The organism is Myxococcus eversor (assembly GCF_010894455.1).
In the GTDB taxonomy this organism is placed as follows: domain Bacteria; phylum Myxococcota; class Myxococcia; order Myxococcales; family Myxococcaceae; genus Myxococcus; species Myxococcus eversor.
In genome coordinates, this window is sequence record NZ_JAAIXY010000006.1 from 403,080 (window position 1) to 425,294 (window position 22,215).

The following is a 22,215-nucleotide window of genomic DNA, read 5'->3' on the forward strand; positions in this document are numbered from 1 at the left end:
CCCGGTACAAGCGCCCCATAAAGCGGCCCGGCACATTGGGCAACGTCGCCAATCACGGCGAAGCCACCCGGGCCCACGTCGGGTCCCGCATTCGGAGAGTGCCCCATGATGAAGAAGCTCGCCATCGCCGGTTCCGCCGTCGTCGCCGTCGTCCTGCTCAGCGGATTCGCCTTCCGCGGAGGTCACCATGGCTGGGGCAGAGACCCCGAGCGCATCAAGCAGATGGTGTCGTGGAAGCTGAACGACAAGCTGGATGACCTCGACGCCACGGACGCGCAGCGCCAGTCCATCAACGCCGTGAAGGACCGCCTCTTCGACCAGGGCGCGAAGCTCGCGGTGGAGCAGCACGCGGTGCGCTCGGACGTCGTCACCCAGCTCGAGTCGGACAAGCCCGACGCGCAGAAGCTCCACGCGCTGGTGGACGAGCGCATCGACGCCATGCGCGCGTTTGCACACCAGGCGACGGATGCCGCGCTGGAGGTCCACGGCACGCTGACGCCGGAGCAGCGCAAGGAGCTGGCCACGGAGTTCCGTGAGCGCACCGGCATGAAGTGACCCGCCCTGGGGGAGCGCGTCCCCCACTCAACGCCCACCCATGTCCGCGGGTAGGAATGGGTAGGCGGCGGGGAGCGTCACGCATAGGTTGCAGGTGTGAGATACACCGACTACGCGCAACGCATCCGTTCGTTCGAGAACCTTGGTGAAGTGGCCGAGTATGGACAAGTCCTGGAGGGTGGCCAGCCCTACCCCCTCTTCCGCATCACCGTGCCGGGAGAGCGTTGGCTGGTCATCACCTCGGGCTTCCACGGAGAGGAGCCCGCGGGCCCGCTCACGCTGGCCGAGCGCTTCCCCGAGGTGGTGGCCTATGCCCGGCAACGCGGCGTGGGCCTGCGCGTGTATCCCTGTATCAACCCCTCCGGCTTCGAGGACGGCACCCGCTACAACCGCTCCGGCGAGAAGCCCAACAACGACTTCATGCGCTACGAGGTGGCGCCCGGTGAGTGGCGCGGCGAGCTGAACGAGGGCCAGGACCACCTGCGCTGGGCCCTCTTCGATGGCGGGCCCAAGGAGACGCGCCTGGTGCGCTCGGACCTGGCGCGCTTCCGTCCGCCGGACGCGGCGTTGGACATCCACCAGGACAACTACCTGGGTGGCGCCGCGACGTACGCGTATGTCTTTGGAGACAAGGCCGTCTATCGCCCCTTCGTCGAGGCCGCGTCCAAGTACGCGACGGTGGTGCGCAACCAGAAGGTCGACGAGCAGAACGTCACCGACGAGGACGGGCTCATCGTGTATCACGATGGCAGCGTCACCGACTGGTATATGCGCCAGGGCGTGCCCTACACGGCGACGCTGGAGACCACCACGCCCATGAGCATGGACGCGTGCCATGCGGTGAACCTCCTCTGGATTCGAGGCTTCATCGACCTGGCCGCTCGCGGAGTCCGCTGACCCGGGCTCACGCGCGCGCCTCGTCGTGACATGCTCCCGTGCGCGGGTCCCGTGCACGGGGCTTGCGAGGAGGCTGGCACCGTGGAGCGTCGTCCGCTGGGAAGAACTGGACTGGAGACGTCGGTGCTCGGCCTCGGCGCGGGCCAGGTGGGCAGTGCCGACCTGGATGACCGGGCGGCGTCCGCGCTGCTGAATGGCGCGCTGGACGCGGGCCTCAACCTCATCGACACCGCGCCCAGCTATGGCTTGTCCGAGGAGCGAATCGGCCGGTTCCTCTCCGGGCGCAGGCGGGAGTTCCTCCTGTCCACCAAGTGCGGCTACGGCGTGCCTGGGGTGGAGGACTGGACGCCCGAGTGCATCACCCTCGGCGTGGACCAGGCGCTGCGGCGGCTGCGCACGGACGTCATCGACGTGCTGCACTTCCACTCGTGTCCCAGTGAGGTGCTCCAGCGCGCGGAGCTGGTGGATGCGCTGCGACGGGCCGTGGCCCAGGGCAAGGTGCGCGTGGCCGCATACTCGGGAGACAACGCGGCCCTCCAGGTGGCGCTGTCCAACGGCGCCTTCGGCAGCGTGCAGACCTCCGTCAACGTGTTCGACCAGCGCGCGCTCGACGCGGGCGTGCCTCGCGCGCGGGAGCTGGGCGTGGGCGTCATCGCGAAGCGGCCGTTGGGCAACGCGGCGTGGCGCTTCGACACGCGGCCCGCCGCGCATGACGTGGGTCAGTACTGGGAGCGGATGAAGGCCATGGCCGTGGACCCGGGTGACCTGGACTGGAGTGAGCTGGCGCTGCGCTTCACGGCCCATGCCCCCGGGGTGAACACCTGCATCGTCGGCACCGCCAATCTGGACAACCTGCTGCGCAATGTCCGGCTGCTGGCGAAGGGCCCGCTCCCCGAGGCGCGGGTCTCCGCGCTTCGCGAGGCATTCCGTCGGAACGACGCGGGCTGGGACGGCGTGATTTGAGCGCACGGCCCGCCCCTCGATGAGACGAGGAGCGGGCCGCCGTCACGCATGTCCTCAGTGCTGCTTGCGTCGACGCTGACGCCAGCTGCGCAGCGCGAGCAGGAGCAGCGGGAGTGGCAGTGCGCCCGCGGCGCCGCATCCGAAGCCCTCGGGCATCGCCTCGTTGGCCACGCGCCGGGCCGCGTTGGCGACGGCGACCTCGTCCACGTCACCGGGCGCGGGGTTCTCCGACACCGGGCCCCAGCGCTCGAAGTCCGCGAGCTGCTCCAGCAACGCCGCATCGTCCGTGGGCTCCGTGAGTACGGGCCCCACGCCCTCGCCCTCGACTCCCACCGGCGAAGCCATCGACAGGACCGCCACCTCGTCAGCGCCGCCGATGGCGGTCGCCCCGCCCTCGATGCCCTCCGGTGACGCCACCGACAGAGCCGCCACCTCGTCGGCCTCGCCAGCGGCGGTCGCCCCACCGGGCCTCACGGTGTGCCCCGTCACCCGGAAGTCGCTGTCCGCGATGACCGTCCTCACGGACACGCGGCCCAGGTCGTTGATGGACGGCGCCCCGGTTCGGAAGACATACCGGTTGGCGATCTGCACTTCGCTCCCTCCCGGAGGGCGAACCCACACGCTGTAGCGCTGCGCGGGCAGGTCCGCGACGAGGCGCACGTGGTACGTCTGGCCGCTCACGTAGGGCACCCGGACCAGCGACGCGTAGGCGCCACCGTTGCGCACGTCGAAGTACCCATCCAGGTTCATCCTCACCGTCAGGTTCAGCGAGGAGTAGCCGGTCACCGACGTGGAGCTGTCCGCGTAGCCCACCGTTCCGTCCTGTGGAAAGGCGAGCGGTGTCACATCGAACTCGACGGTGCGCACGCCCGTGTTCGTAGCGCCGAGCAGGTGCTGGCTCTCGAAGAAGGCGACCTTCGAGTACCAGGGGTACGGCGGGTTCGGGTTGAAGCGGAGCACCGCCTCCAGGAAGTAGTAGTCGCCGTAGATGAGGCTGACATCAATCTCCTGGTTGGCGGGCAGGTGTCCCACGCCGTGCAACAACAGGCCCGGGCTGTTGGTGCCCTGCGCGAAGTACGCGGGCGACACCAGCGTGTCCAACGTGCGCAGCGCCGCGTCCCGGTAGCGCACCTTCCGCGCGGCATCCGTCTCCAGGGTGCTCAACTCCAACAACGCCGAGGCGACCGCCGCCGCCGCCGAGGAGTCCTTCTGCGTGCCCGGCGCGTCAAAATCCCACTTCGGCACCATGTCCGCCGGCACGTGGTCCAGGTACCAGTCCGTCACCTTGCGCGCCGCCGCGAGCATCCGCGCGTCCCCCGTGTACCGGTACACCATGGTGTACCCATAGATGAGCCACGCATGGCCCCGCGCCCAGGTGGAGTTCGTGGAGTACCCCTGGAACGTGCCCTTCGAGCGGATGGCCCCCGTCGCGGCGTTGTAGTCCACGTAGTGGAATGAGCTGCCATCCGGACGCACGGCATCCCGCAGCGTGGTGAGCGCGTGGTTGAGGGCCATGGTCCGCAGCTCCGCGCGGCCCCCGTTCGCCGCGGCCCACAGCAGCAGCTCCAGGTTCATCATTGTGTCCGTGACGAGCGGCACGTCCCACGCCGAGTTCCAATCACAGCAATCGATGATGCCGATGCGCGAGTTGTAGCGCGTGGCGAGCGACTCGGCCGCGGTCAGCAGCACGCCGCGATAGTACGGGTCTCCCGTGAGCCGGTACGCCGCGCCGTAGCTCGTGAACAGCTTGAAGCCCAGGTCGTGCGTCTGCCGGTTCGTCTTCTGTCCCTCCAGGGGCCGCGTCCACTGGTCGGCCTTCTGCTGCCACGAAGGCTCCAGCCCCGCCTGGAACAGGTGCCACATGCTCCCCGGGAAGAAGCCCTGCGTCCACGCCACCGCGTCCGTATTGGCCACCGTCGACCACGTTCCGTCGGCGCGCGAGGCCTTGGGTGAGCGCGACGTGTTCGGCATGGCGGTGGCCGTCTTTCGCAGCTGCGTTCTCGCGAAGCCCACCACCTTCAGCGCATCCGCGTCGGTGAACGCCTGGGCCGTGCTCGTCATCAGCAGCAACACCAGCCACAGCGCCCCCATGGCCCTCCTCGTCCCCTGAGCAGCTCTCGTCATGCACCCCTCCCATCACCGCCGCCAAGGTGGCCGCGTGCCCACCTCGGAACCAGGGAGGCCCTGGCATGACGACGAGCGGCCGCACGCCCGCGGAGAGCAGCGCCCCACGGCTCCGGGTCCGATTCAGCGGTGAGGTGACAGGTACGCGACGACGCGAATGTGAAGTGCCGACCCGCGCCGTCAGTCCCCAGGGCCCGGCGGCCAGCGAGTGGCCCGCCGCGCTAACGACCGGAGGTCAACACGCGCTGCCACAGCGTCAGCAGGTCGCGGACCACCGGCCCGTCGGGCACTTCCGCCACGGGAGGCACGTCCACGCGGACACCGTGGGCGGCCAGCTTCGTGAAGGGATTCTCCGGGTCATCGGTCTTCAGCGGCACCGCCGGGTCCGCCGGACGGAAGCCGAACGACAACGCGCGCTCCTGCACCGGACGGCTCTGCAGATAACGCAGCCACTCCACCGCCGCCGCCTTCTGCGCGGGCGTCACCCAGTCCGCCTGGAGCACGGCTGCGGGGTGGTCGCTCCACAAGGTGAGCGCCGGGTAGTACACCCGCAGCTCCCCCCACCGCCCCTGAGCGTGGGAGAGCTGGGCGATGGCCAGGTTCTCGTACACCACCGCGATGTCGTAGCGGGACGGGCCGAAGCGGACCATGTCCGCCATGAAGGTGCCCGTGGAAGGCTCGAAGCGCGTGACACCTCGCTCCAACGCCTTCATCCAGTCCTGGTAGCGCGGCTCCAACAGGTCCGCCACCGTGAGCCCGCCGCGCTTGCCGTAGTACTCCAGCGTCGCAAGCAGCAGCGCCTGGAGTCCGGAGTTGGAGCGCGTCGGGTCCGTGTGGCCCAGCTTCACGAACCCCCACTCCGGCTTGCCACCAATCGCCGGCCAGCCCTGGGGACTCGTCACCGCCTTCTGCAACACCTTCCACGACACCGCGCCGCCACCGCTCGCCTTGCGCAGCACCTCCGCCCGGTCCTCCCACACCACGAAGACCAGCGGGGTGATGACCAGCGGGCGCGGAGCCTGCTCGCCCTCCTCGGCGAACAGCGGCTTGCGCTCGGGGTCCGTGGCCCAGTCGGAGGCCAGCATGCGCAACACCGCGCTGTCCGCCGGGCTCCACACCGTGGGCTGCTCACGGCCGTCGAGGATGGCCTGCGCCGCCTCCAGCGACCCACGCCCCACCAGCTTCAGCCGGATGTGGGGATGCTGCTTCTGGAAGTCCTCCGCCGCGGCCTCCACCCACTCCTTCTTCTCCGTGCTGTAGAGGAACGAGACGTCCACCACCTCGCCGGGCCTCGGAGGCCGGGGCGACGTGGGCTCGGGCGTGCCGGCCTCCTGGACACCGCGCGGAGGCGGCTCCCGGTTGGAGGTCAGATAGAGGACCCCGCCCAGCGCGAGAAAGAGCCCGACGACGATGAGAACCTTGGGTGTCATGTGTCGATGCGCCCCCCTCGCGCCGAGTCTTGCCTCACGCCTCCAGGCGCGAGAGCCGACCGGCGAGCTGCGCATCACTCCCCGCGCTCACACCCTTCACCCACTCCGTCAGCGAGCCACCCGACGACGTCAGCTTCGCCTCGACATGCGGACGCAGTTGGCCCCAGCGCTTGCCCCAGCCCTCCTCGGACGCGCTGCCCTTCATGCCTGGCCGCTCCGCGAGCAACAGCCCCAGCCGCAGCGCCAGCTCCGGCTCACCGAGCGACTCGGCCCGCCGCACCATGGCCAGCGCCTCCGTCTCCGGCGCGCGACGCCACGCATCCACCGCGCGGGAGAAGGCCGCCACGTCCAGCTCGCTCAACAGGCCCAGCGCATGCCGCAGCGGCAGCCGGCCCTCCTTCGGCGCGACGACGACGCGCGCCATCAGCGCATCGAACGTGGAGGCCAGCTCCGCGTGCTTCGCGGGGTCCACGCCACCGAGCGCCCGCAGTGCCCTGCGCGCGCTCCGGGCGCGAGACGTCACCTCCCAGCTTCGCCAACCCAGCCGGGCCCGCAGTCCCGCGAGCGCGTCCGCGGCGGCCTTGAGCGTCTCCGGCGTGGGCTTCGCGACAGGCACGCGAAGGGGCAGCGGCGTCTTCTCGGGCGCGCGCGGCGCGGCGGCGACGGGAGCGGGCGCCGCGGCACCCTCGGCCGTCACCTCGCGATAACCCTCGCGCACCTTCTCCGCGACCTTCTTCTCGTACTCACGCTCGGCGCCCGCGGCGTCGGGGAACGCCTTCTCCTTGCGCTGCCCGGCGGTGCCGATGCGGCCGTAGGTGACGATGAAGGTGTTGCCCTGAACCTCCGGCTGCCAGAACTTGGAGCTGGTTCCCTCGACGAATTCGAACCTTCGCATGGCCCATCCTCCTCGCGCATCGGCCGGCCCTCCAGGCTAGCTCATGCGCACCTGTCGCGCCTCACGCGGCGCGCGAAGACCGCTCCTGGAACTCCGTCTCCATCTCCTTCAGGCCCATGGAGCGCGGCACCCGCCCCTCGTACCCCAGCTCCTGGCGGGCCTTCTCGTCGCTCACCGTCACCTCACGTCCAATCAGCAGCACCTCCGTGCGGCTGAGCGGCGGTCGGCCCGGCAGCCCGAGCGTGCCCCACGCCAGGTCCGCCACCGTGGCCACCAGCGCGGCAAGGCCATAGGGAATGGAGCTGTTGCCCGGGTCCACGCCCTGCGACTTGAGCATCGCGGTGACGAACTCCCGGAACACCACCGGCTCGCCGTCGGTGAGGTAGTACGCCTCGCCGCCTCGGCCCTTCTCCGCCGCCAGCAGCATGCCCTCCACGCAGTTGGCCACGTGGCAGGTGGACGTCAGGTAGCGACCATCCCCTATCCACTTGAAGCGCTTGCTGCGCACCGCGTCCACCATCTGCGGCAGCACCGACGTGTCTCCGCGTCCCCACACCAGGCGCGGACGCACCGCCACGGTAGTGAAGTCCGCGGAGTTGACGCTCAGCACCCGGCGCTCCGCCTCGTTCTTGGTGGAGGGATAGTCGCCGATGGGGCGCTCCGGCAGCGGCCACGTCTCGTTCACCTTCACGAGCGGCGTGCCGTCCGCCATCACCGCCTCCGTGCTGACGTGCACCAGCCGCTTCACCCCGGCGGCGCGAGCGGCCTCCAGCACCCGCTCCGTGCCGCGCACGTTGGCCTCGTAGTACTCCGCGCGAGGCGCCCACGACTTCACCAGCGCGGCCGAGTGGAAGACGGTGTCGCAGCCCTCCATGCCCGCGCGCAGCTTCGCCACGTCGGACAGGTCGCCCTCGAAAGGCTCCCCGCCCGCCGCCGCCACCGTCGCGAGGGACTCCGGAGAGCGCGCCAACGCCCGAGCCTCGTCGCCGCGCGCCTTGAGCGCCGCGAGAAGGTACCTGCCCACGAAACCGGAACCGCCGGTGACGAACGCCCGCATGGACTGCTCCCCTGGCAATGAGGTCTCGGGCTCCTACCACCACCCGCCCTCGGCGCGGTAGCCACCCGACGGCCTTGGGCCCCTCATTCGAGCGACCTGGCGCCCATCGGGGGCCCCGCCTTCTCCTTAGAACATGTCCCGCAGGGACGGCTGCGGCCCGGAGAACAGCGCCATCGCCGCCTGCACGGAGGCGTCGTCCGCCTCCACCAGCCCCACCGAGCGCAGGGAGGCCGCGGACTGGAAGCCGGTGTACAGCGGGCCCAGTTGGCGGATGTCCAGCCGCAGCCGGCCCTCTCCGCCGCGCTTCACCCGGGCCACGCCGTCCTCCACCTCCAGCACGAAGCGCCCCTGGTTCTCCGGGAAGAGCTCGTCCGTCACCTCCAGGTGCAGCGAGCCGGAGAGTCCCGGCGTCCAGCCTCGGGCCTCCAGCGCGGAGACGACGTCCAGCACTCGCACCATCCAGTGCATGTAGACCTTCACCGAATAGGACTGCTCGCGCAGCATCAGGAGGAACGGGTCGTCGGGGCCGCCGTACCACACCACTTCCGTGCCCAGGGAGTGGTGGTCCCCCAGGAAGCGCAGCAGCCGGCGCGCCGCCGCGGGCGTGGTGGCCACGATGTCCGTGAGGGCCAGCTCCTGCTTCAAGTCCTTGAGCGGCCGACGCGCCAGGTAGACGTAGCCCTCCACTCCCGCACTGCCCTCCACGAGGTAGCCGTGGACGGGCTCGGAGCGCGGGTTGCGGACGCGGTTCCAGGAGAACTCGCTCCGGTCCAGCCAGCCCTGACGGAAGCGGGCCACGCTCGTGTAGCAGGCGGCGATGGCGTCCTCGTCGCGGGACTCGATGGCTCGCAGCGACAGCGAGCGCTCGCCCATCTCCAGCGCGGACATCTGCACGCGCGTCTCGTAGCGCGCTCCGGCCTGCTCGTAGCCCGCGCGGCGATAGAGGGGTTGGGTGGCGGGATAGAGGATGGAGAGCGCCGCGCCAGACTCGCGGGCCTCCTGCACCAGCCGCGTCATCAGCCGGGTCGCCGTGCCCTGCCCCCGGTGCAGCGGTGAGACTCCCACGCCACCCACGCCGACAACGGGCACGCTGCGCCCGCCGAACCACTGACCCTTGCGGATGGAGACCAGCGTGCCCGCCACCTTCCCGCCCTCGCGCAGGAGCCGCAGGTCGCGCGGGTCCAGCCGCTGCCTCCACGCGATGCAGTCCGCCGGCGTCATCGCGTAGGCGTGCATCAGGATGTCCGCCACGGCGGACAACTCCTGCTCATCTCTCGGCGGTCCAAAGTCGTCCGGCTTCGCGTCCACGTCCCCATCCCTCCAAGGGGTGCGCTCACGCACCCTGGGGGCATCCTAGCGGGACGCTTACGGGACGACGCGCTTCATCTTCGAATAGAAAGAAGGCGCGAGCAGATAGGCGAACGTCGCGTCGCCGAATCCCAGCAAGTCGCCATCCCGCACGTGCAGCTCTCCGCCCGACGCCACCTCCTTGGCGTTGACGAACGTGCCGTTGCTCGACTTCAGGTCCACCAAGGTGCAGCCGACCGAAGGGCCCCACCAGCAGAGCTTCGCGTGACGCTTGGAGACCGAGGGCTCGTTGACCACCAGGTCGCAGTCCGGCTGTCGCCCCACGGTGAGCACGTCCTGTCCCTCCACGGGAGGCAGCGTCGCCACGGTGAGCGCATCGAAGTGCAGCCAGAGCGCGACCTGCTGTCGCTCCAGGCTGGGGATGTCGCGGGCCATCGTCGTGCGCGCGGCGCCCATCTTCAGCGCCAGTTGCGCCATCACCGGGCTCGGCGGACGCTGCACCAGCACGAACGGCCCCACCTGCTTGCAGAAGAAGGATTCTGTCAGCCGGGAGCTCAGCGCGCGCAGTTCCTGGACGGTCATCATGGGTGCTCCCCCGAATCGCTCACGCGCGCGATTCTGAGGGGGACGCTGTCACGCGTCGAGTCTTCTCGTGTCAACGAGCCCAGAAGAGGAGTGCTCCCCTGCCCCATCAGTGGCTGGAAGGCGTCACGCGGCGCCACGAGAGGGCCCGGCCACATCCAACGCCTCGCGCGACAGGGGGACGTCGAGCCGGTGCGCGAGCCAGTGCCCCAGGTGTTCGAGGGAACGCACGTCCACCGTGCCGCGCATCAGCACCCGCGAGCCCTGGGGAGAGCGCAGCCACAGCGCGAACTTCGGGTCGCCGTCGTCGTCCTCCTCCGGCCGATGACGTTCCACCTGGAGCTCCGTCACCTGATGACGCACCCGAGTCACCCGCCAGAGCCCGTGGTGGATGCGAACCAGGACGCCAGGATGGACCTCCCACCCGTTTCGCGCCTGGAGCGTCCTCCAGCCTCGCCACGCCAGCAGCGCGGCCAGGGCTCCCAGCCCCACCGCCAGGAGCGTCGCCAGGAGGCTTGCGCCATCGAAGAGCTGACGCCAGACCAGACAGGCCACGGCCCCGACGAGCAACGCGGTCATGACGCCGTGGAACCAGACCCAGAGGACCCGGATATGACGCGCGGGCCGGAGCACCTCGCCCCCACCCGCGAGCGGCACCGCTTCCTTCCCCTTCGGCATGTGGCGCTTCAGCTCCGCCGCCGGGCCGCCCAGTCCCGAAAGCTCGCGCATCCGCGCCCACAGCTCCTGGTGCTGCTCCCTCGTTCCGTTCTGGGCCAGCGCGACGGTCCTCCCTGAAGGCAGGAGCGCCATCACCCCGTTGCCCGGCCCCAGCAGGGACAGGTCCGTCAGGTCCGAGTAGCGCACGCGCAGCTCGCGATGCCAGGGCCCCCACCGCCGCTTGCGCGTCACGCCTCGCGCATCCATCGTCACCTGCTCCAGGCCGGCGAGCGCCCACAGCAAGCCCATCTGCACGACGACGCCCACCGGCGTCCAGACCAGCACCCACGCCAACAGGAACATGGCGGCCAGCACCGCGCCCGCGGCCGAGGTGGGCACCGTCGACGCTTGCGCTACCAGGGGGATGGGCCGCAGGAGCGCCAGGAGCAGATGGAGGAACGCGCGGAAACCCACCGCGACGCCAGCGGTCCATCCAACCGTCCAGAAGACCCAGCAGAGCGCGAGCGCGAACCGTGACGCATACGAAGGCCGCAGCCGCGCCCGCCAGACCGCCCCTTCCTTCGTGAGCCACAAGACGATGGTCCTCCTGGATGCGCCGCCGCTCGAAGGCGACGTGGCACCGACAGCGGTGCGCTCTCGGACTCAAGCGCCACCTCGTCACCCGGAAAGCATGTCACCCGGTTGTCACGCGGTCATTTCCAGGGCGGCACCCTCGCCTCCTGGTGGCACGCGGAGATGCCCCGCGACGGCGTGGGCCTAGGCCTTCTCGTCCGCCTCCGCGCCGAAGCGCTCATCCCGCGTGGTGAGGATGTGGCGATAGGGCACCACGCGCACCAGCTCCGCCACCGTGGTGGCTCCGGCGTTGACCTTGTCGAGCCCATCCTCCATCAGCGTCCGCAGGCCGAGCTTCCGCGCATGGCGGCGCAGCCGCACCGTGGGCTCCCCGTGCGCGATGAGGTCCTGGAGGTCCGGGTCCACCACCAGCAGCTCGAAGATGCCGGAGCGGCCTCTGTAGCCGGTGTGGTTGCACGCGGAGCACCCTCGCCCGGCACGCGTGTTCACCCCGTCCAGCAGCCGCCCCAACAACTTCGCCTGCTCCGGCGTGGGCTTCGTGTCTTCCACGCACTGCTCGCAGATGCGCCGCACCAGCCGCTGCGTCAGCACCGCCAGCAGCGAGTCCGCCACGTCCACGTCGTCCAGCCCCAGGCCTCGCAGTCGAGCCACCGCGCCCACCGAGTCCGCGGTGTGCAGCGTGCCCAGCACCACGTGCCCCGTGGCGGCGGCCGTCAGCGCCATGCTGCCCGTCTCCTGGTCTCGCACCTCGCCCACGAGCAGGACGTTCGGGTCCTGGCGCAAGAGCGCGCGCAGCAACGTCGCGTAGGGCATCTGCGGCGTCACCTGCTTCTGGTTCACCTTCGGGACGTAGTACTCGATGGGGTCCTCGGCGGTGACAATCTTGCGCCGCCCGTCATTGAGCCGCGCCAGCGCCGAGTACAGCGTCGTCGTCTTCCCGCTGCCCGTGGGTCCGGTGACGAGCACCAGTCCCTCCGGATTGGAGAGCAGTTGGAGGAAGACGGCCTGCATGGCGGGCCCCATGCCCAGCTTCTCCACGGGCACCAGGCCCACGCTCGCATCCAGGATGCGGATGACCACGTCCTCGCCGGCGGGGCTCGGCACCACGCTGACGCGGAAGTCCACCATCTTGCGCCCCTCGGGCCGCTCGACGATGGCGCGCAGGCGACCGTCCTGGGGACGGCGACGCTCCGTGATGTCCAGTCCGGCCAGCACCTTCACCCGGCTGACCACGCCCGGCAGCGAGCGCGGGTCGATGTCCGTGTAGGACTGATGGAGGATGCCGTCGACGCGATAGCGGAGGTCCACGTCGTCCAAGTAGCTCTCCACGTGGATGTCGGAGGCCTTCATCTCCACGGCGTTGAAGAGGACGTGCTCCACCAGTTCCACGGTGGTCGGCGAGTGCGTGAGCTTGACGCCGGGCCTCAGCACGACATCCGCCGTGACGCGCGGCCCCGCGCCGAAGCCGACCTCCAACGCCGACTCGATTTCGTAGGGGTTCAGCCGCACCGTGTGGAGCGGGCGGCGAAGGAACTCGGTGACGAGCGCCAGAATCTGGCCATTGTCCGGGTTCGTCGTGCCCACCGTCACCGGCGCGTCGTGGGACTCCGGGTCCACCTTGCCCAGCACCACCACCTGGTTGCGACGGCAGAACGACTCGGGAAGCAGCCGGAGCGAGGCCCGGTCCAAGGTGAACTGCGCGAGCTCTGCGAAGGCGGGGGCGTCCTCGGACATGGCGGACGGAGGTTATCAGCCGCGAGTCCCGCCGGGCGTACCGCCATTCCTCCCGGGACTCGAGTCGCCCGGAGAGGAATGGCTGTACCGAGCCAGCGAAATCTCAGCGGACGTACGCCGCGAGGTGCTCGGCGGTCAGCGTCGACCGCGCCGCGACGAGATTGGCCGGAGTGCCCTCGAAGACAATCTTCCCGCCCTCGTGGCCCGCGCCCGGCCCCAGGTCGATGATCCAATCGGCGTGCGCCATGACCGCCTGGTGGTGCTCGATGACGATGACGGACTTGCCGGAGTCGACCAGCCTGTCCAGCAGCCCGAGCATCTGCTCGACGTCGGCCAGATGCAGGCCGGTGGTCGGCTCGTCGAGCACGTAGATGCCGCCGTCCGTGCCCATGTGCGTCGCGAGCTTCAGGCGCTGTCGCTCGCCACCCGACAGCGTGGTGAGCGGCTGGCCGAGCCGCAGGTAACCCAGCCCGACGTCGGCCAGGCGCTCGAGAATCTCATGCGCGGCCGGTGTCTTCGCCGCGCCGGAGCCGAAGAAGGTGACTGCGTCCTTGACGGGCAGGTCGAGCACTTCGGCGATGTTGCGCCCACCAAGCTTGTATTTCAGCACCGCCGCCTGGAACCGTCGGCCTTCGCAGTCCTCGCAGGGCGTGGAGATGCCGGCCATCATCGCCAGGTCGGTGTAGATGACCCCGGCGCCATTGCACGTGGGGCAGGCGCCCTCGGAGTTGGCGCTGAACAGGGCGGGCTTCACGCCGTTGGCCTTCGCGAACGCCTTGCGAATCGGCTCCAGCATGTCGGTGTACGTCGCCGGGTTGCTCCGCCGCGAGCCCCGAATCGCCGTCTGGTCGACCGACACCACTCCGTCCTTGCCCGACACCGAGCCGTGAATCAGCGAGCTCTTTCCAGACCCGGCCACGCCCGTCACCACCACCAGCACGCCGAGCGGGATGTCGACATCCACCTTCTTCAGATTGTGGGAGCTGGCGCCGCGAATCTTCAGCGCGCCCGACGGCTTGCGCACCGACGGCTTCAAGGAGGCCCGGTCGTCCAGGTGTCGCCCGGTCAGTGTCTTGCTGGCCCGCAGCGCGGCGACGGTGCCCTCGAACACCACCTCGCCACCGGCGGTGCCAGCACCAGGGCCCAGGTCGACGATGTGGTCGGCGATCTCAATGACCTCCGGCTTGTGCTCGACGACCAGCACGGTGTTGCCCTTGTCGCGCAGCTGAAGCAGCAGGCTGTTCATCCGCTGGATGTCGTGCGGGTGGAGGCCAACGGTCGGCTCGTCGAAGACATACGTCACGTCGGTGAGCGCGGACCCCAGGTGTCGAACCATCTGCGTGCGCTGGGCCTCGCCACCCGACAGGGTCCCCGACGGCCGGTCGAGGCTGAGATAGCCCAGGCCAATCGCCACGAACGAGTCGAGCGTCTGCCGCAGCGTCGTCAGCAGCGGCGCGACAGAGGGCTCGTTCAACCCGCGCACCCACTCGGCCAGGTCGCTGATCTGCATCGCGCAGGCATCGGCGATGTTGACCTTCTTGATTTTGGAGGACCGGGCGGCGGCGTTGAGCCGGGTGCCCTCGCACTCGGGACAGCGGTTGAAGGTCACCGCCCGCTCCACGAACGCGCGGATGTGCGGCTGCATCGCCTCCTTGTCCTTGGTCAGGAACGACTTCTGGATTCGCGGAATCAGCCCCTCATAGGTGAGCTTCATGTTCTCGAACTTCACCTTGGTCGGCTCGTGATGGAGGAAGTCGTGGAGCTCCTTCTTGGTGTACTTGCGGATGGGCTTGTTCGGGTCGAGGAAGCCCGACGCCGCGAAGATGCGCACCTGCCAGCCGTCGGCGTTGTAGCCCGGAATGGTGAGCGCCCCCTCGGCGAGCGACTTCGTGTCGTCGTACAGCTGTGACAGGTCGATATCCGTCACCGAGCCCATGCCCTCGCATTTCGGGCACATGCCACCGGCGGCCGTGAACTCGCGCTTCTCCACCTTCTTCTCGTCGCCCTTCTCCACCTCAATCTGTCCGACGCCGCGGACCGACGGGATGTTGAAGGAGAAGGCGTTGGACGAGCCGATGTACGGCTTGCCGAGGCGGCTGAACAGCACGCGCAACATCGCGTTGGCGTCCGTCGCCGTGCCGACCGTCGAGCGGGAGTTGGCGCCCATCCGCTCCTGGTCGACGATGATGGCCGGCGTCAGCCCCTCCAGGACGTCGACCTCGGGCCGGCCCAGGCTCGGCATGAAGCCCTGGACGAACGCGCTGTAGGTCTCGTTGATGAGCCGCTGCGACTCCGCGGCGATGGTGCCGAACACCAGCGACGACTTGCCCGAGCCCGACACGCCGGTGAACACCGTCAGTCGCCGCTTGGGGAGCTCGACGCTCACGTCCTTCAAGTTGTTCTCACGGGCGCCTCGGACACGAATCAGGTCATGGCGGTCCGCGGGAGGCTGGCTGGGGGAGGGCTTGCGCTCAGTCATGGCGTAGGACACCAACGGCAGTGGGTTTGGGGTGTGGGACTTCGGTTTCTACGTCGACCGTCGGCCGACGGCGAGCAATATGCCTTGACGAGTATATACCCCGATGCGTATATACAGAGCGTGGAATCTTCATTCGCCATCATCGCGGAGCCCCACAGACGGGCCATCTTGAGCCTGCTGCTCTCGTCGGAGCGGTCGGTGGGCGACCTGGAGCGCGAGCTCCAACTGTCGCAGCCGTCCGTCTCCAAGCACCTGCGGGTGCTGCGCGATGCGGGGTTCGTGGAATCACGCATTGAAGCGCAGCGTCGCCTCTACCGACTGAGACCGGAGCCGCTGATGGAAGTCGACGAATGGCTCATTCCCTTCCGGCGCTTCTGGTCGAAGCACCTGGATGCGCTGGAGCAACACCTCGACAAGATGGACAAGGTCCCCCCTGTGAAAGGAAGGAAGAAACATGAGCAGCCGTGAGAACTACAGGCCGGGTGCCGCGTCGGGCGCCAGGATTGAGAAGGAGGGAGAGAAGTGGACGCTGGTGCTCGTCAGAGACCTCTCCCACCCTCCCGCGAAGGTCTGGAGGGCCATCACGGAGCCCGAGCACCTGCGTGAGTGGGCGCCGTTCGATTCCGACCGGAATCTGGGGAGCGTTGGCACCGCGAAGCTGTCGACCGTGGGAGCGCCGAAGCAGATGGTCGCGGAGACGCAGATCAAGCGGGCCGACGAGCCGAAGCTGCTCGAATACAGCTGGGGGGGACAGGACCTCCGCTGGGAGCTGGAGCCGCAGGGGACCGGCACCCGACTCACGCTCTGGCACAACATCAACCGTGGCTTCATCTCGATGGGCGCCGCGGGCTGGCACATCTGCTTCGATGTGATGGATCGGCTGCTCGCTGGTCAGCCCATCGGACGCCTCGTCGGACCTGACGCCATGCGGTTCGATGGCTGGCAGCGATTGAACGTCGAGTACGCCAAGCAGTTCGGCGTCGAAGCCCCCTCCTTCTGATTCTCGCCCGATATGAACATGCACCGCTCAAAAGGAATCGTCATTGGCTTCTGGGTCGTCACCGTGCTGCTCTGCCTGCAGATGGGCTTCACCGCCTACGCGCAGCTGAGCCTGCCGGAGGTGGCGCAGGCCATCGCCGAGCTCGGCTTCCCGGACTACTTCCGCAAAGGGCTCGCGTGGGCCAAATTGATTGGCGTGGTGGTGTTGCTCGCGCCGGTGCCGGCGCGGCTCAAGGAGTGGGCCTATGCGGGCTTCGCCTTCACGCTCGTCTCCGCGCTCATCGCCCACCTCGCGATGGGTCACGGCATGGAGCGGTGGATCTACGCGGTGGTCACCGGCGTGCTCTGGGGGCTCTCGTATTTCTTCTGGCGCCGTCTGCAGGCCCCGGCTGTCGAGCTCCGCCCGGCGACCGCCTGAGCGCTGGAATTCCTAGGAGGAGACCATGAAGAAGACAGGCGCGAGCGGAGGCCCTTCGGCATCCGAGCTCATCTCACAGCGAATCGTCGACCTGGGGGGATGGCGCGGGGAGACCCTGGCGAGGATGCGCAAGCTCATCCAGGAAGCGGACCCGGACGTCGTCGAGGAGTGGAAGTGGATGGGCACGCCGGTCTGGTCGCACGACGGCATCATCTGCACGGGCGAGTCCTACAAGGAGGTCGTGAAGCTGACCTTCATCAAGGGTGCATCCCTGATGGACCCGGGCAAGCTCTTCAACTCGAGCCTCGAAGGAAACGCGCGCCGGGCGATCGACATCCGCGAAGGGGAGCAGGTGGATGCGGCCGCCTTCAAGATGCTCATTCGCCAGGCGATCGCCCTCAACAGTGAGGGCAAGGCGAAGCCCTCGAAGGCGAAGCCGGCGGTGAAGGCGAAGACGGCCACGAAGGCGAAGCCGGTGGCGAAGGCGAAGCCGGTGGCGAAGGCTAAGCCCTCGAAGGCAAAGCCGGTGGCGAAGGCTAAGCCCTCGAAGGCAAAGCCGGTGGCGAAGGCTAAGCCCTCGAAGAAGGCAAAGGCCTGAGGGCTTCCGACTTCGACCTCATGGACTTCCGTGGGCGCCCACGGAGAATCCATGCACGCCCAGCCGTCTCCCGCCGGATTCCAGGCACATGCCGCTGGCGACAGGATGGTGAAGCGGATGGCCTTGCCCCTCAGGGAGACGTCCCACCGGGTGACCGCACGTGGGGCATCGGCAGGATTGAAGGCTGCTTGCGAGGTCATCCCCTCGCCCCGCGGACTCGGGCATCCTTTCCCCCTCTGGAGCCGCGCGAGCGACTCCTCAACACACAAGGGGATGGACATGAAGAACGGATGGCGGAGCGCAGGGGTCTTCGCGGTGGCGATGGCGGTATGCGCCTGTGGTGGCACGGAAGAGGACGTGGCTCGGGAACAGGTGCCAGCCGCGGGCATCCAGGAGGCCCAACCCGGGGACACCCACCAGCAGTCCATCTCCTGTGACGCGGCGGGCCGCTGCCCCCCTGGCTTCTACTGCGACGTGACCTGGACCTGTCGCTACGTTGGCGGACACGGGTAGCCCCTGCTGCCAATACGCCCGAGCTCGGGTCGACGCGTGTCATGTGTAACAGCTCGCCGCGCCCGTCTGGACGGGGCAAGGATGAGCCCGCCGGGCATTGAAGCACGGCGCGGTGGCGTCAGTCGGAGCTGGCCGGGAGCGTGACGGTACCGGGATTCTCGATGGCGGCAAGGGCGGCGCGCAGCAGGTAGCATCCCGGGTCTTCACCGCGCAGGCGAGCCATTTCCCCCAAGCAGGGGCGAGGCCGGAGCCGGCGGAAGAGAGCCCGTCCTTTGCCGCGACGAGGGGGAGCCGAAGAAGGAGCGCACACCCCGATTGGACTCTCGCCAGGCCGCTACGCAGGACGGAAAGCGCTGGACGTGTTCGCTTGCTCGAAGTGTGGAAACAGGAGATGCGCTCATCCAGCGCGCCTTCGCCGCCCTTTCAAAATGTCTCGAGGAAGGTCTTCATCTCGCGCAGCACCTCGTCATGGTTGGTGAGCCAGACGTAGTGCCGCGCGTGCTCGAGCTTGATTCCCTTCCAGTTCGGCATGCTCATCACGCTCAGCATTTCGGCGTCCCGCTGGAGCGCCCTGGCGCTCAGGGTCCTCAACTTCTCCTGCACGGGAAGGTCCATTTGGGAGAAGCCTGGGAGGTCCTCCGGCCGCCCGGACCGAGGCTGATCCACGTAGAGGAAGAGCACGGCCGCCGTCACGGCCGCGAAGTCCACCTTCGAGAAACCCCTCATCACCCGTGCCTCCGCGTGCGGCCACCTGCGGGCGCGCAGGTAGTGCCCGGTCTTCGGATCGAACTCGTTCGCCTCGTCGATCTCGTGCGCGGGGAACGCTCCTCCGACGTCACGCGCGAGCGCGGCGGCGAGCGCGGCGCGTGAGGCCACGTCCTCGGGAGCGGGCTCGCTCGGAGGAGGCATGGGCAGGACCGAAAGGAGCTCCGCCAGCAGGTCACCGTTGGTCCTCACGTCCAGGTAGACCACCTTCTCCACGCGCTCCGGGTGATGGGTTGCCACCCAGGTGAGCTCTGGCCCAGCGGCGGAGTGGCCCACGAATGACGCCTTCGCGATTCCCAGCCCCTCCAGCACCCGGACGACGTCCTCGCCCAGGGTGGCGGTGTCGTAGCCCTGCTCGGGCCAGTTCGACGAGCCAAACCCCCGGCGGGTGACGGCGTAGACGTGATGGGCTGCGGTGAACTCCGGCGCGAAGGTGTCGAACACGTGGCCCGTGTTGCCCAGACCCGACAGGAAGACGAGCGCGGGTCCCTGGCCTCCGAAGTCGAGCAGTTCGAGCTCAACCCCCTCGGCCACCTTCACCCGCTTCACCTGATGCAACGCGCTGGAGTCGGCAGAAGCCGGGACGGACTTCGTCGTCACACAGGCGAACAGCGGCAAGCAGAGGAGGAGGAGTCTTCGCATGGACTGACTCAACTACAGGAGTGCGGAGACCACCAGGGAAGCCCATGGGTAACAGCTCGCCGCGCCCCATCTGGACGGGGCGTGGATGAGCCCCCGCGCGGCTTCGATGGGCGCGGTGGTGTCAGTCGGAGAGGAAGACGGTCAGCCCACTCCACAGCTCCAGCATGGACTCGAGCGCCTTGCGCAGAGCACTGCCTGGCAGCGAGCGCTGGGCCAGCGCCCACTCGCGGATGGCAGCCACCAGCGGAGCGGTCTTCTCCTGTCGCACCGCGAGCCGTTGCGCCAGTGCCGCGGCCTGTTGCTCCCCTGCAGTACGTGCGGTTGTGGCAGGTCGGCCTCAATAGCATACAGCTGGCCAATGAGCGACAGCACCTCGGCGCGCACGGGGGCCACTCTCTCGGCCTCCACGAATTTGCGTCGCACGTGGGCCCAGACGAAGTGGCGCTCCACCACGCTCACCTCCTGGCTGTCCTCCGTCTGTCCCGCCCACTCCTTCAACGCACCGCCGCACAGGCCGCACACCTTGTCCGCCTCGTCCAGGGGGAGCACCACCTCCTGCACGGGCAGCTGCGGCTGGGCACGCGGCCCGTGCCCGCGCTGCTTGCGTGCGCTCGCCGGCGGTGTCGCTTCCACTGCTGGCTTTCGCTTCTCGCTGGAGGCGCCGAAGAGGCGCTGCTGCATGAGCGCCAGTTGCTCCGCGAGCTGGGTGAGCGCCCTTCCCAGTTGGAAGACCTGGAGGGTTGAGGTGCATCGTGCCCGGGATGGTCCCGGGCACAGGGGTTCCACGCTCAATCGCCGCAGGACAGCTTCAGCTTCTCCACGGACGCCTTCTTGCCCTCCTTCGTCAGGGTGAGCTTCAGCGTCTTGCTCGTGAGCATCACGACCTCGGCGGTGAACGTCCCGGTGGCGTCGGCGTACTGGATGCTATCGCCCTTCTTCTCGAGACCGGACAGGTTGGTGTCCGCCTTGCTCGGCTTGAGTTCGACGACCTTTTCATCCACTCGCACCACGGCCTGTTGGAGGTCATCGAGCAGATAGACCACACTCCCCTTCCCCAACGTGCAGCCAGCACCCGCGTGGTCCGACAAGTCCTGTTCCGTGAGAGGCTTTACCGCGAGCCCCGGACCAGCGGCCTTACCTTCGGCCAGCGCAGCCCCTCCGAACGCCGCCAACGACAACACCACCAGACGCGCAATCAGGTTCCGCATGATGTCTCCCAGAGTCAATGCCCCTCGCGTCACCGGAGAGCGGCGCTCGACGGGCCGCGACATCATGCGCCGAGCGAATCGCAGGCTCAATCCATCGCGCAGCCCGGTGGCCGGCACCCGCTGCGGGGAGCCGCGAGCACCCGGCCGCCCGGAGCATGGACTGAGGGCGATGCTCGACGCGCCGGAACGGCCTCGGTGCGCCATGCGCCGTGGGGCGTCAGCCGTGTGCGACACCTTGCACCCGCTGGCGACAGGCGGCATGTTCATCGTCCCTTGAGCAATCCTGGAGCGGGACATGACCATCACCATCACCGCCTTTGAACGCTCGCCTGATCGCGGCAACGGACTGGCGCGGGACATGAGGGTGCGCTGGGCGCTGGAAGAGGTGGGCCAGCCCTACGAAGTCCGTCTGCTGTCGTTCGATGCGATGAAGGAGCCAGCGCACAAGGCGCTGCATCCGTTCGGTCAGATTCCGACCTATGAGGAGGGAGAGCTCGCCCTGTTCGAGTCCGGCGCGATTGTCTTCCACATCGCGGAGCGCCATGCCGGCCTGCTGCCGGAAGATTCGAATGGCCGTGCGCGCGCAATCGCATGGATGTTCGCGGCGCTCAACACGGTCGAGCCGCCCATCTTCGACCGCAGTCTGGTGACGATTCTCGAGCGCGACCAGCCCTGGTACGAGCATCGCCTGCGCGCGCTGGACGACACCATCCGGAAGCGGTTGGACGACCTCTCCGCGCGACTCGGCGACGCTGACTGGCTCGACGGCGCCTTCAGCGCGGCCGACATTCTCATGGTGACGGTCCTGCGCAGGATACAGAGCTCGGGCATTCTCGAGGCGTATCCGAACCTCGCCGCCTATATCGCCCGAGCCGAAGCGCGGCCGGCCTACCAGCGTGCGTTCGCCGCGCAGCTCGCGGTGTTCAAAGCCGCCCCGAAGACCGCGTGACGGCGCGGGCTCGCGGCTTGGGAAAGCACCAGGCACGGCCACACCAGGAGGAGGCTGACGCGTGCACGAGTACGATTTGATCGCGGACTGGTATGCATCCCAGCGCTCAGGCGACATGGGCGTCCAGGAAGTGACCGCGCTCGCGGCCTCGCTCCCGGGCGGCGCCTCGGTTCTGGACGTCGGCTGCGGCACGGGATTGCCGCTGACGAGGGTGCTGATTGAGCACGGGTGCCAAGTGCTGGGCGTGGATAGCTCTCGCGAGCTGCTGGCGCGATTTCAAGCGAACTTCCCCCGCGTGCCGGTGCTCTGCGCGCCCATCCAGTCGTGTGAACTTCAGGCGCTAACGTTCCACGCCGCGATTGCGTGGGGAGTCTTGTTCCACCTGCGCCACGAAGAGCAGGAACAGGCGATCTCCAGAATCGCGAGGGCACTGAAGCCTGGCGCCGCGTTCCTCTTCACCTCGGGCGATACCCACGGCTCCATCGACGGCGAGCCGATGAACGGCGTTCCGTTCCGCTATCACTCGTACAGTGTCGACGGGTATCGCGAACTGCTGCGCACGCACGGGTTCACGCTGGAAGCGACGCATACGGACCCAGGTGGGAACTTCCACTACCTGTCGCGCAAGACTGGATGAGGCGGCTTCTCGCCAGTGAGAGGCCCCCGCTTCCGTGGCACTCCCGCGCTTCGTGTGGTTTCCCTCGGAGGCATCCGCGGACACGGCAGGCGGCCTGATTACCAGACGGGTGTCTCAGCAATCCGGTGCGGTACAGGCTGCTCAATTGTCTCTTTTCACACGCATGCCCAGTGCGCGGGAAGCCAAGCCGGAATTCAGGCTATTTCGGCTT

General features: G+C 68.6%; 21 protein-coding genes and 2 pseudogenes. 10 read left to right on the forward strand and 13 right to left on the reverse strand.

Going from position 1 to position 22,215, the window contains the following annotated elements; genetic code table 11:
- Positions 1–105 precede the first annotated feature (105 nt).
- From G4D83_RS15165 to G4D83_RS15175, 3 genes are all read left to right on the forward strand, one after another.
- Positions 106–555: a Spy/CpxP family protein refolding chaperone gene (locus G4D83_RS15165; protein ID WP_163865447.1), complete on the forward strand. Its 450-nt coding sequence runs from the start codon at positions 106–108 to the stop codon at positions 553–555.
- Positions 556–651: 96 nt separating this feature from the next.
- A complete protein-coding gene (locus tag G4D83_RS15170; protein ID WP_163865448.1) occupies positions 652–1,452 on the forward strand; it encodes a M14 family metallopeptidase in 801 nt (266 codons plus the stop codon).
- 81 nt (positions 1,453–1,533) lie between these two features.
- The gene (locus G4D83_RS15175; RefSeq protein ID WP_163865449.1) at positions 1,534–2,415 is read left to right on the forward strand and encodes an aldo/keto reductase; all 882 of its coding nucleotides are present in this window, start codon (positions 1,534–1,536) and stop codon (positions 2,413–2,415) included.
- Positions 2,416–2,469: 54 nt separating this feature from the next.
- Here the strand turns inward: G4D83_RS15175 and G4D83_RS46820 are convergent, their stop codons facing one another.
- The 9 genes from G4D83_RS46820 to G4D83_RS15220 form a co-directional block, all read right to left on the reverse strand.
- The gene (locus G4D83_RS46820) at positions 2,470–4,539 is read right to left on the reverse strand and encodes a glycoside hydrolase family 88 protein (RefSeq protein ID WP_275902372.1); all 2,070 of its coding nucleotides are present in this window, start codon (positions 4,537–4,539) and stop codon (positions 2,470–2,472) included.
- A 221-nt stretch (positions 4,540–4,760) separates the two neighbouring features.
- Positions 4,761–5,969 (reverse strand): substrate-binding domain-containing protein, encoded by a 1,209-nt coding sequence (locus tag G4D83_RS15185; RefSeq protein WP_163865450.1) that lies wholly within the window; start codon positions 5,967–5,969, stop codon positions 4,761–4,763.
- A 34-nt stretch (positions 5,970–6,003) separates the two neighbouring features.
- Positions 6,004–6,864 (reverse strand): WGR domain-containing protein, encoded by an 861-nt coding sequence (locus tag G4D83_RS15190; protein ID WP_163865451.1) that lies wholly within the window; start codon positions 6,862–6,864, stop codon positions 6,004–6,006.
- 61 nt (positions 6,865–6,925) lie between these two features.
- Positions 6,926–7,921 (reverse strand): NAD-dependent epimerase/dehydratase family protein, encoded by a 996-nt coding sequence (locus tag G4D83_RS15195; protein WP_163865452.1) that lies wholly within the window; start codon positions 7,919–7,921, stop codon positions 6,926–6,928.
- Between the two features lie 126 nt (positions 7,922–8,047).
- Positions 8,048–9,229: a GNAT family N-acetyltransferase gene (locus tag G4D83_RS15200; protein ID WP_240356337.1), complete on the reverse strand. Its 1,182-nt coding sequence runs from the start codon at positions 9,227–9,229 to the stop codon at positions 8,048–8,050.
- A 57-nt stretch (positions 9,230–9,286) separates the two neighbouring features.
- Entirely contained in the window at positions 9,287–9,814 is a 528-nt protein-coding gene (locus G4D83_RS15205; protein WP_163865453.1) for an FHA domain-containing protein, read from the reverse strand.
- Positions 9,815–9,937: 123 nt separating this feature from the next.
- Entirely contained in the window at positions 9,938–11,062 is a 1,125-nt protein-coding gene (locus G4D83_RS15210; RefSeq protein ID WP_163865454.1) for a conjugal transfer protein TraG, read from the reverse strand.
- Positions 11,063–11,245: 183 nt separating this feature from the next.
- The gene (locus G4D83_RS15215) at positions 11,246–12,796 is read right to left on the reverse strand and encodes a GspE/PulE family protein (protein WP_163865455.1); all 1,551 of its coding nucleotides are present in this window, start codon (positions 12,794–12,796) and stop codon (positions 11,246–11,248) included.
- Between the two features lie 103 nt (positions 12,797–12,899).
- Complete coding sequence (locus G4D83_RS15220) at positions 12,900–15,275, reverse strand: ATP-binding cassette domain-containing protein (RefSeq protein WP_163865456.1); 2,376 nt, start codon at positions 15,273–15,275, stop codon at positions 12,900–12,902.
- 120 nt (positions 15,276–15,395) lie between these two features.
- Between G4D83_RS15220 and G4D83_RS15225 the strand changes: the two genes are divergently transcribed.
- The 5 genes and pseudogenes from G4D83_RS15225 to G4D83_RS15245 all read left to right on the forward strand — a co-directional run bounded on the left by G4D83_RS15225 (position 15,396) and on the right by G4D83_RS15245 (position 17,803).
- Positions 15,396–15,743 carry an ArsR/SmtB family transcription factor gene (locus G4D83_RS15225; protein ID WP_163865457.1) on the forward strand — a complete coding sequence of 116 codons (348 nt, stop codon included), beginning with the start codon at positions 15,396–15,398 and terminating at the stop codon, positions 15,741–15,743.
- Positions 15,730–16,275, forward strand: a complete 546-nt coding sequence (locus tag G4D83_RS15230; RefSeq protein WP_163865458.1) for an SRPBCC family protein — start codon at positions 15,730–15,732, stop codon at positions 16,273–16,275. Before G4D83_RS15225 ends, G4D83_RS15230 begins: the two co-directional genes overlap by 14 nt.
- 18 nt (positions 16,276–16,293) lie before the next feature.
- A complete protein-coding gene (locus G4D83_RS15235; protein WP_163865459.1) occupies positions 16,294–16,692 on the forward strand; it encodes a DoxX family protein in 399 nt (132 codons plus the stop codon).
- Positions 16,693–16,717: 25 nt separating this feature from the next.
- Positions 16,718–17,128 (forward strand): annotated as a pseudogene (locus tag G4D83_RS15240) (DUF1801 domain-containing protein); the annotation flags it as partial.
- Positions 17,129–17,569: 441 nt separating this feature from the next.
- Complete coding sequence (locus tag G4D83_RS15245) at positions 17,570–17,803, forward strand: hypothetical protein (RefSeq protein ID WP_163865461.1); 234 nt, start codon at positions 17,570–17,572, stop codon at positions 17,801–17,803.
- Positions 17,804–18,226: 423 nt separating this feature from the next.
- On the opposite strand, the gene G4D83_RS15250 is transcribed toward G4D83_RS15245, so the two are convergent.
- The 4 genes and pseudogenes from G4D83_RS15250 to G4D83_RS15260 all read right to left on the reverse strand — a co-directional run bounded on the left by G4D83_RS15250 (position 18,227) and on the right by G4D83_RS15260 (position 20,418).
- Positions 18,227–19,210 (reverse strand): alpha/beta fold hydrolase, encoded by a 984-nt coding sequence (locus G4D83_RS15250; RefSeq protein ID WP_240356338.1) that lies wholly within the window; start codon positions 19,208–19,210, stop codon positions 18,227–18,229.
- Positions 19,211–19,331: 121 nt separating this feature from the next.
- Positions 19,332–19,478, reverse strand: coding sequence for an IS66 family transposase (locus G4D83_RS46090; protein ID WP_420826635.1), 147 nt, complete (start codon positions 19,476–19,478; stop codon positions 19,332–19,334).
- Positions 19,479–19,528: 50 nt separating this feature from the next.
- Positions 19,529–19,891 (reverse strand): annotated as a pseudogene (locus G4D83_RS47215) (IS66 family transposase); the annotation flags it as partial.
- 107 nt (positions 19,892–19,998) lie between these two features.
- Entirely contained in the window at positions 19,999–20,418 is a 420-nt protein-coding gene (locus tag G4D83_RS15260; protein ID WP_163865463.1) for a hypothetical protein, read from the reverse strand.
- A gap of 295 nt (positions 20,419–20,713) precedes the next feature.
- On the opposite strand from G4D83_RS15260, the gene G4D83_RS15265 reads away from it, so the two are divergent.
- Both G4D83_RS15265 and G4D83_RS15270 read left to right on the forward strand, forming a co-directional pair.
- Entirely contained in the window at positions 20,714–21,367 is a 654-nt protein-coding gene (locus G4D83_RS15265; protein ID WP_163865464.1) for a glutathione S-transferase family protein, read from the forward strand.
- A 61-nt stretch (positions 21,368–21,428) separates the two neighbouring features.
- On the forward strand, positions 21,429–22,004 hold the full coding sequence (locus G4D83_RS15270) for a class I SAM-dependent DNA methyltransferase (protein ID WP_163865465.1): 576 nt from the start codon (positions 21,429–21,431) through the stop codon (positions 22,002–22,004).
- Positions 22,005–22,215 lie beyond the last annotated feature (211 nt).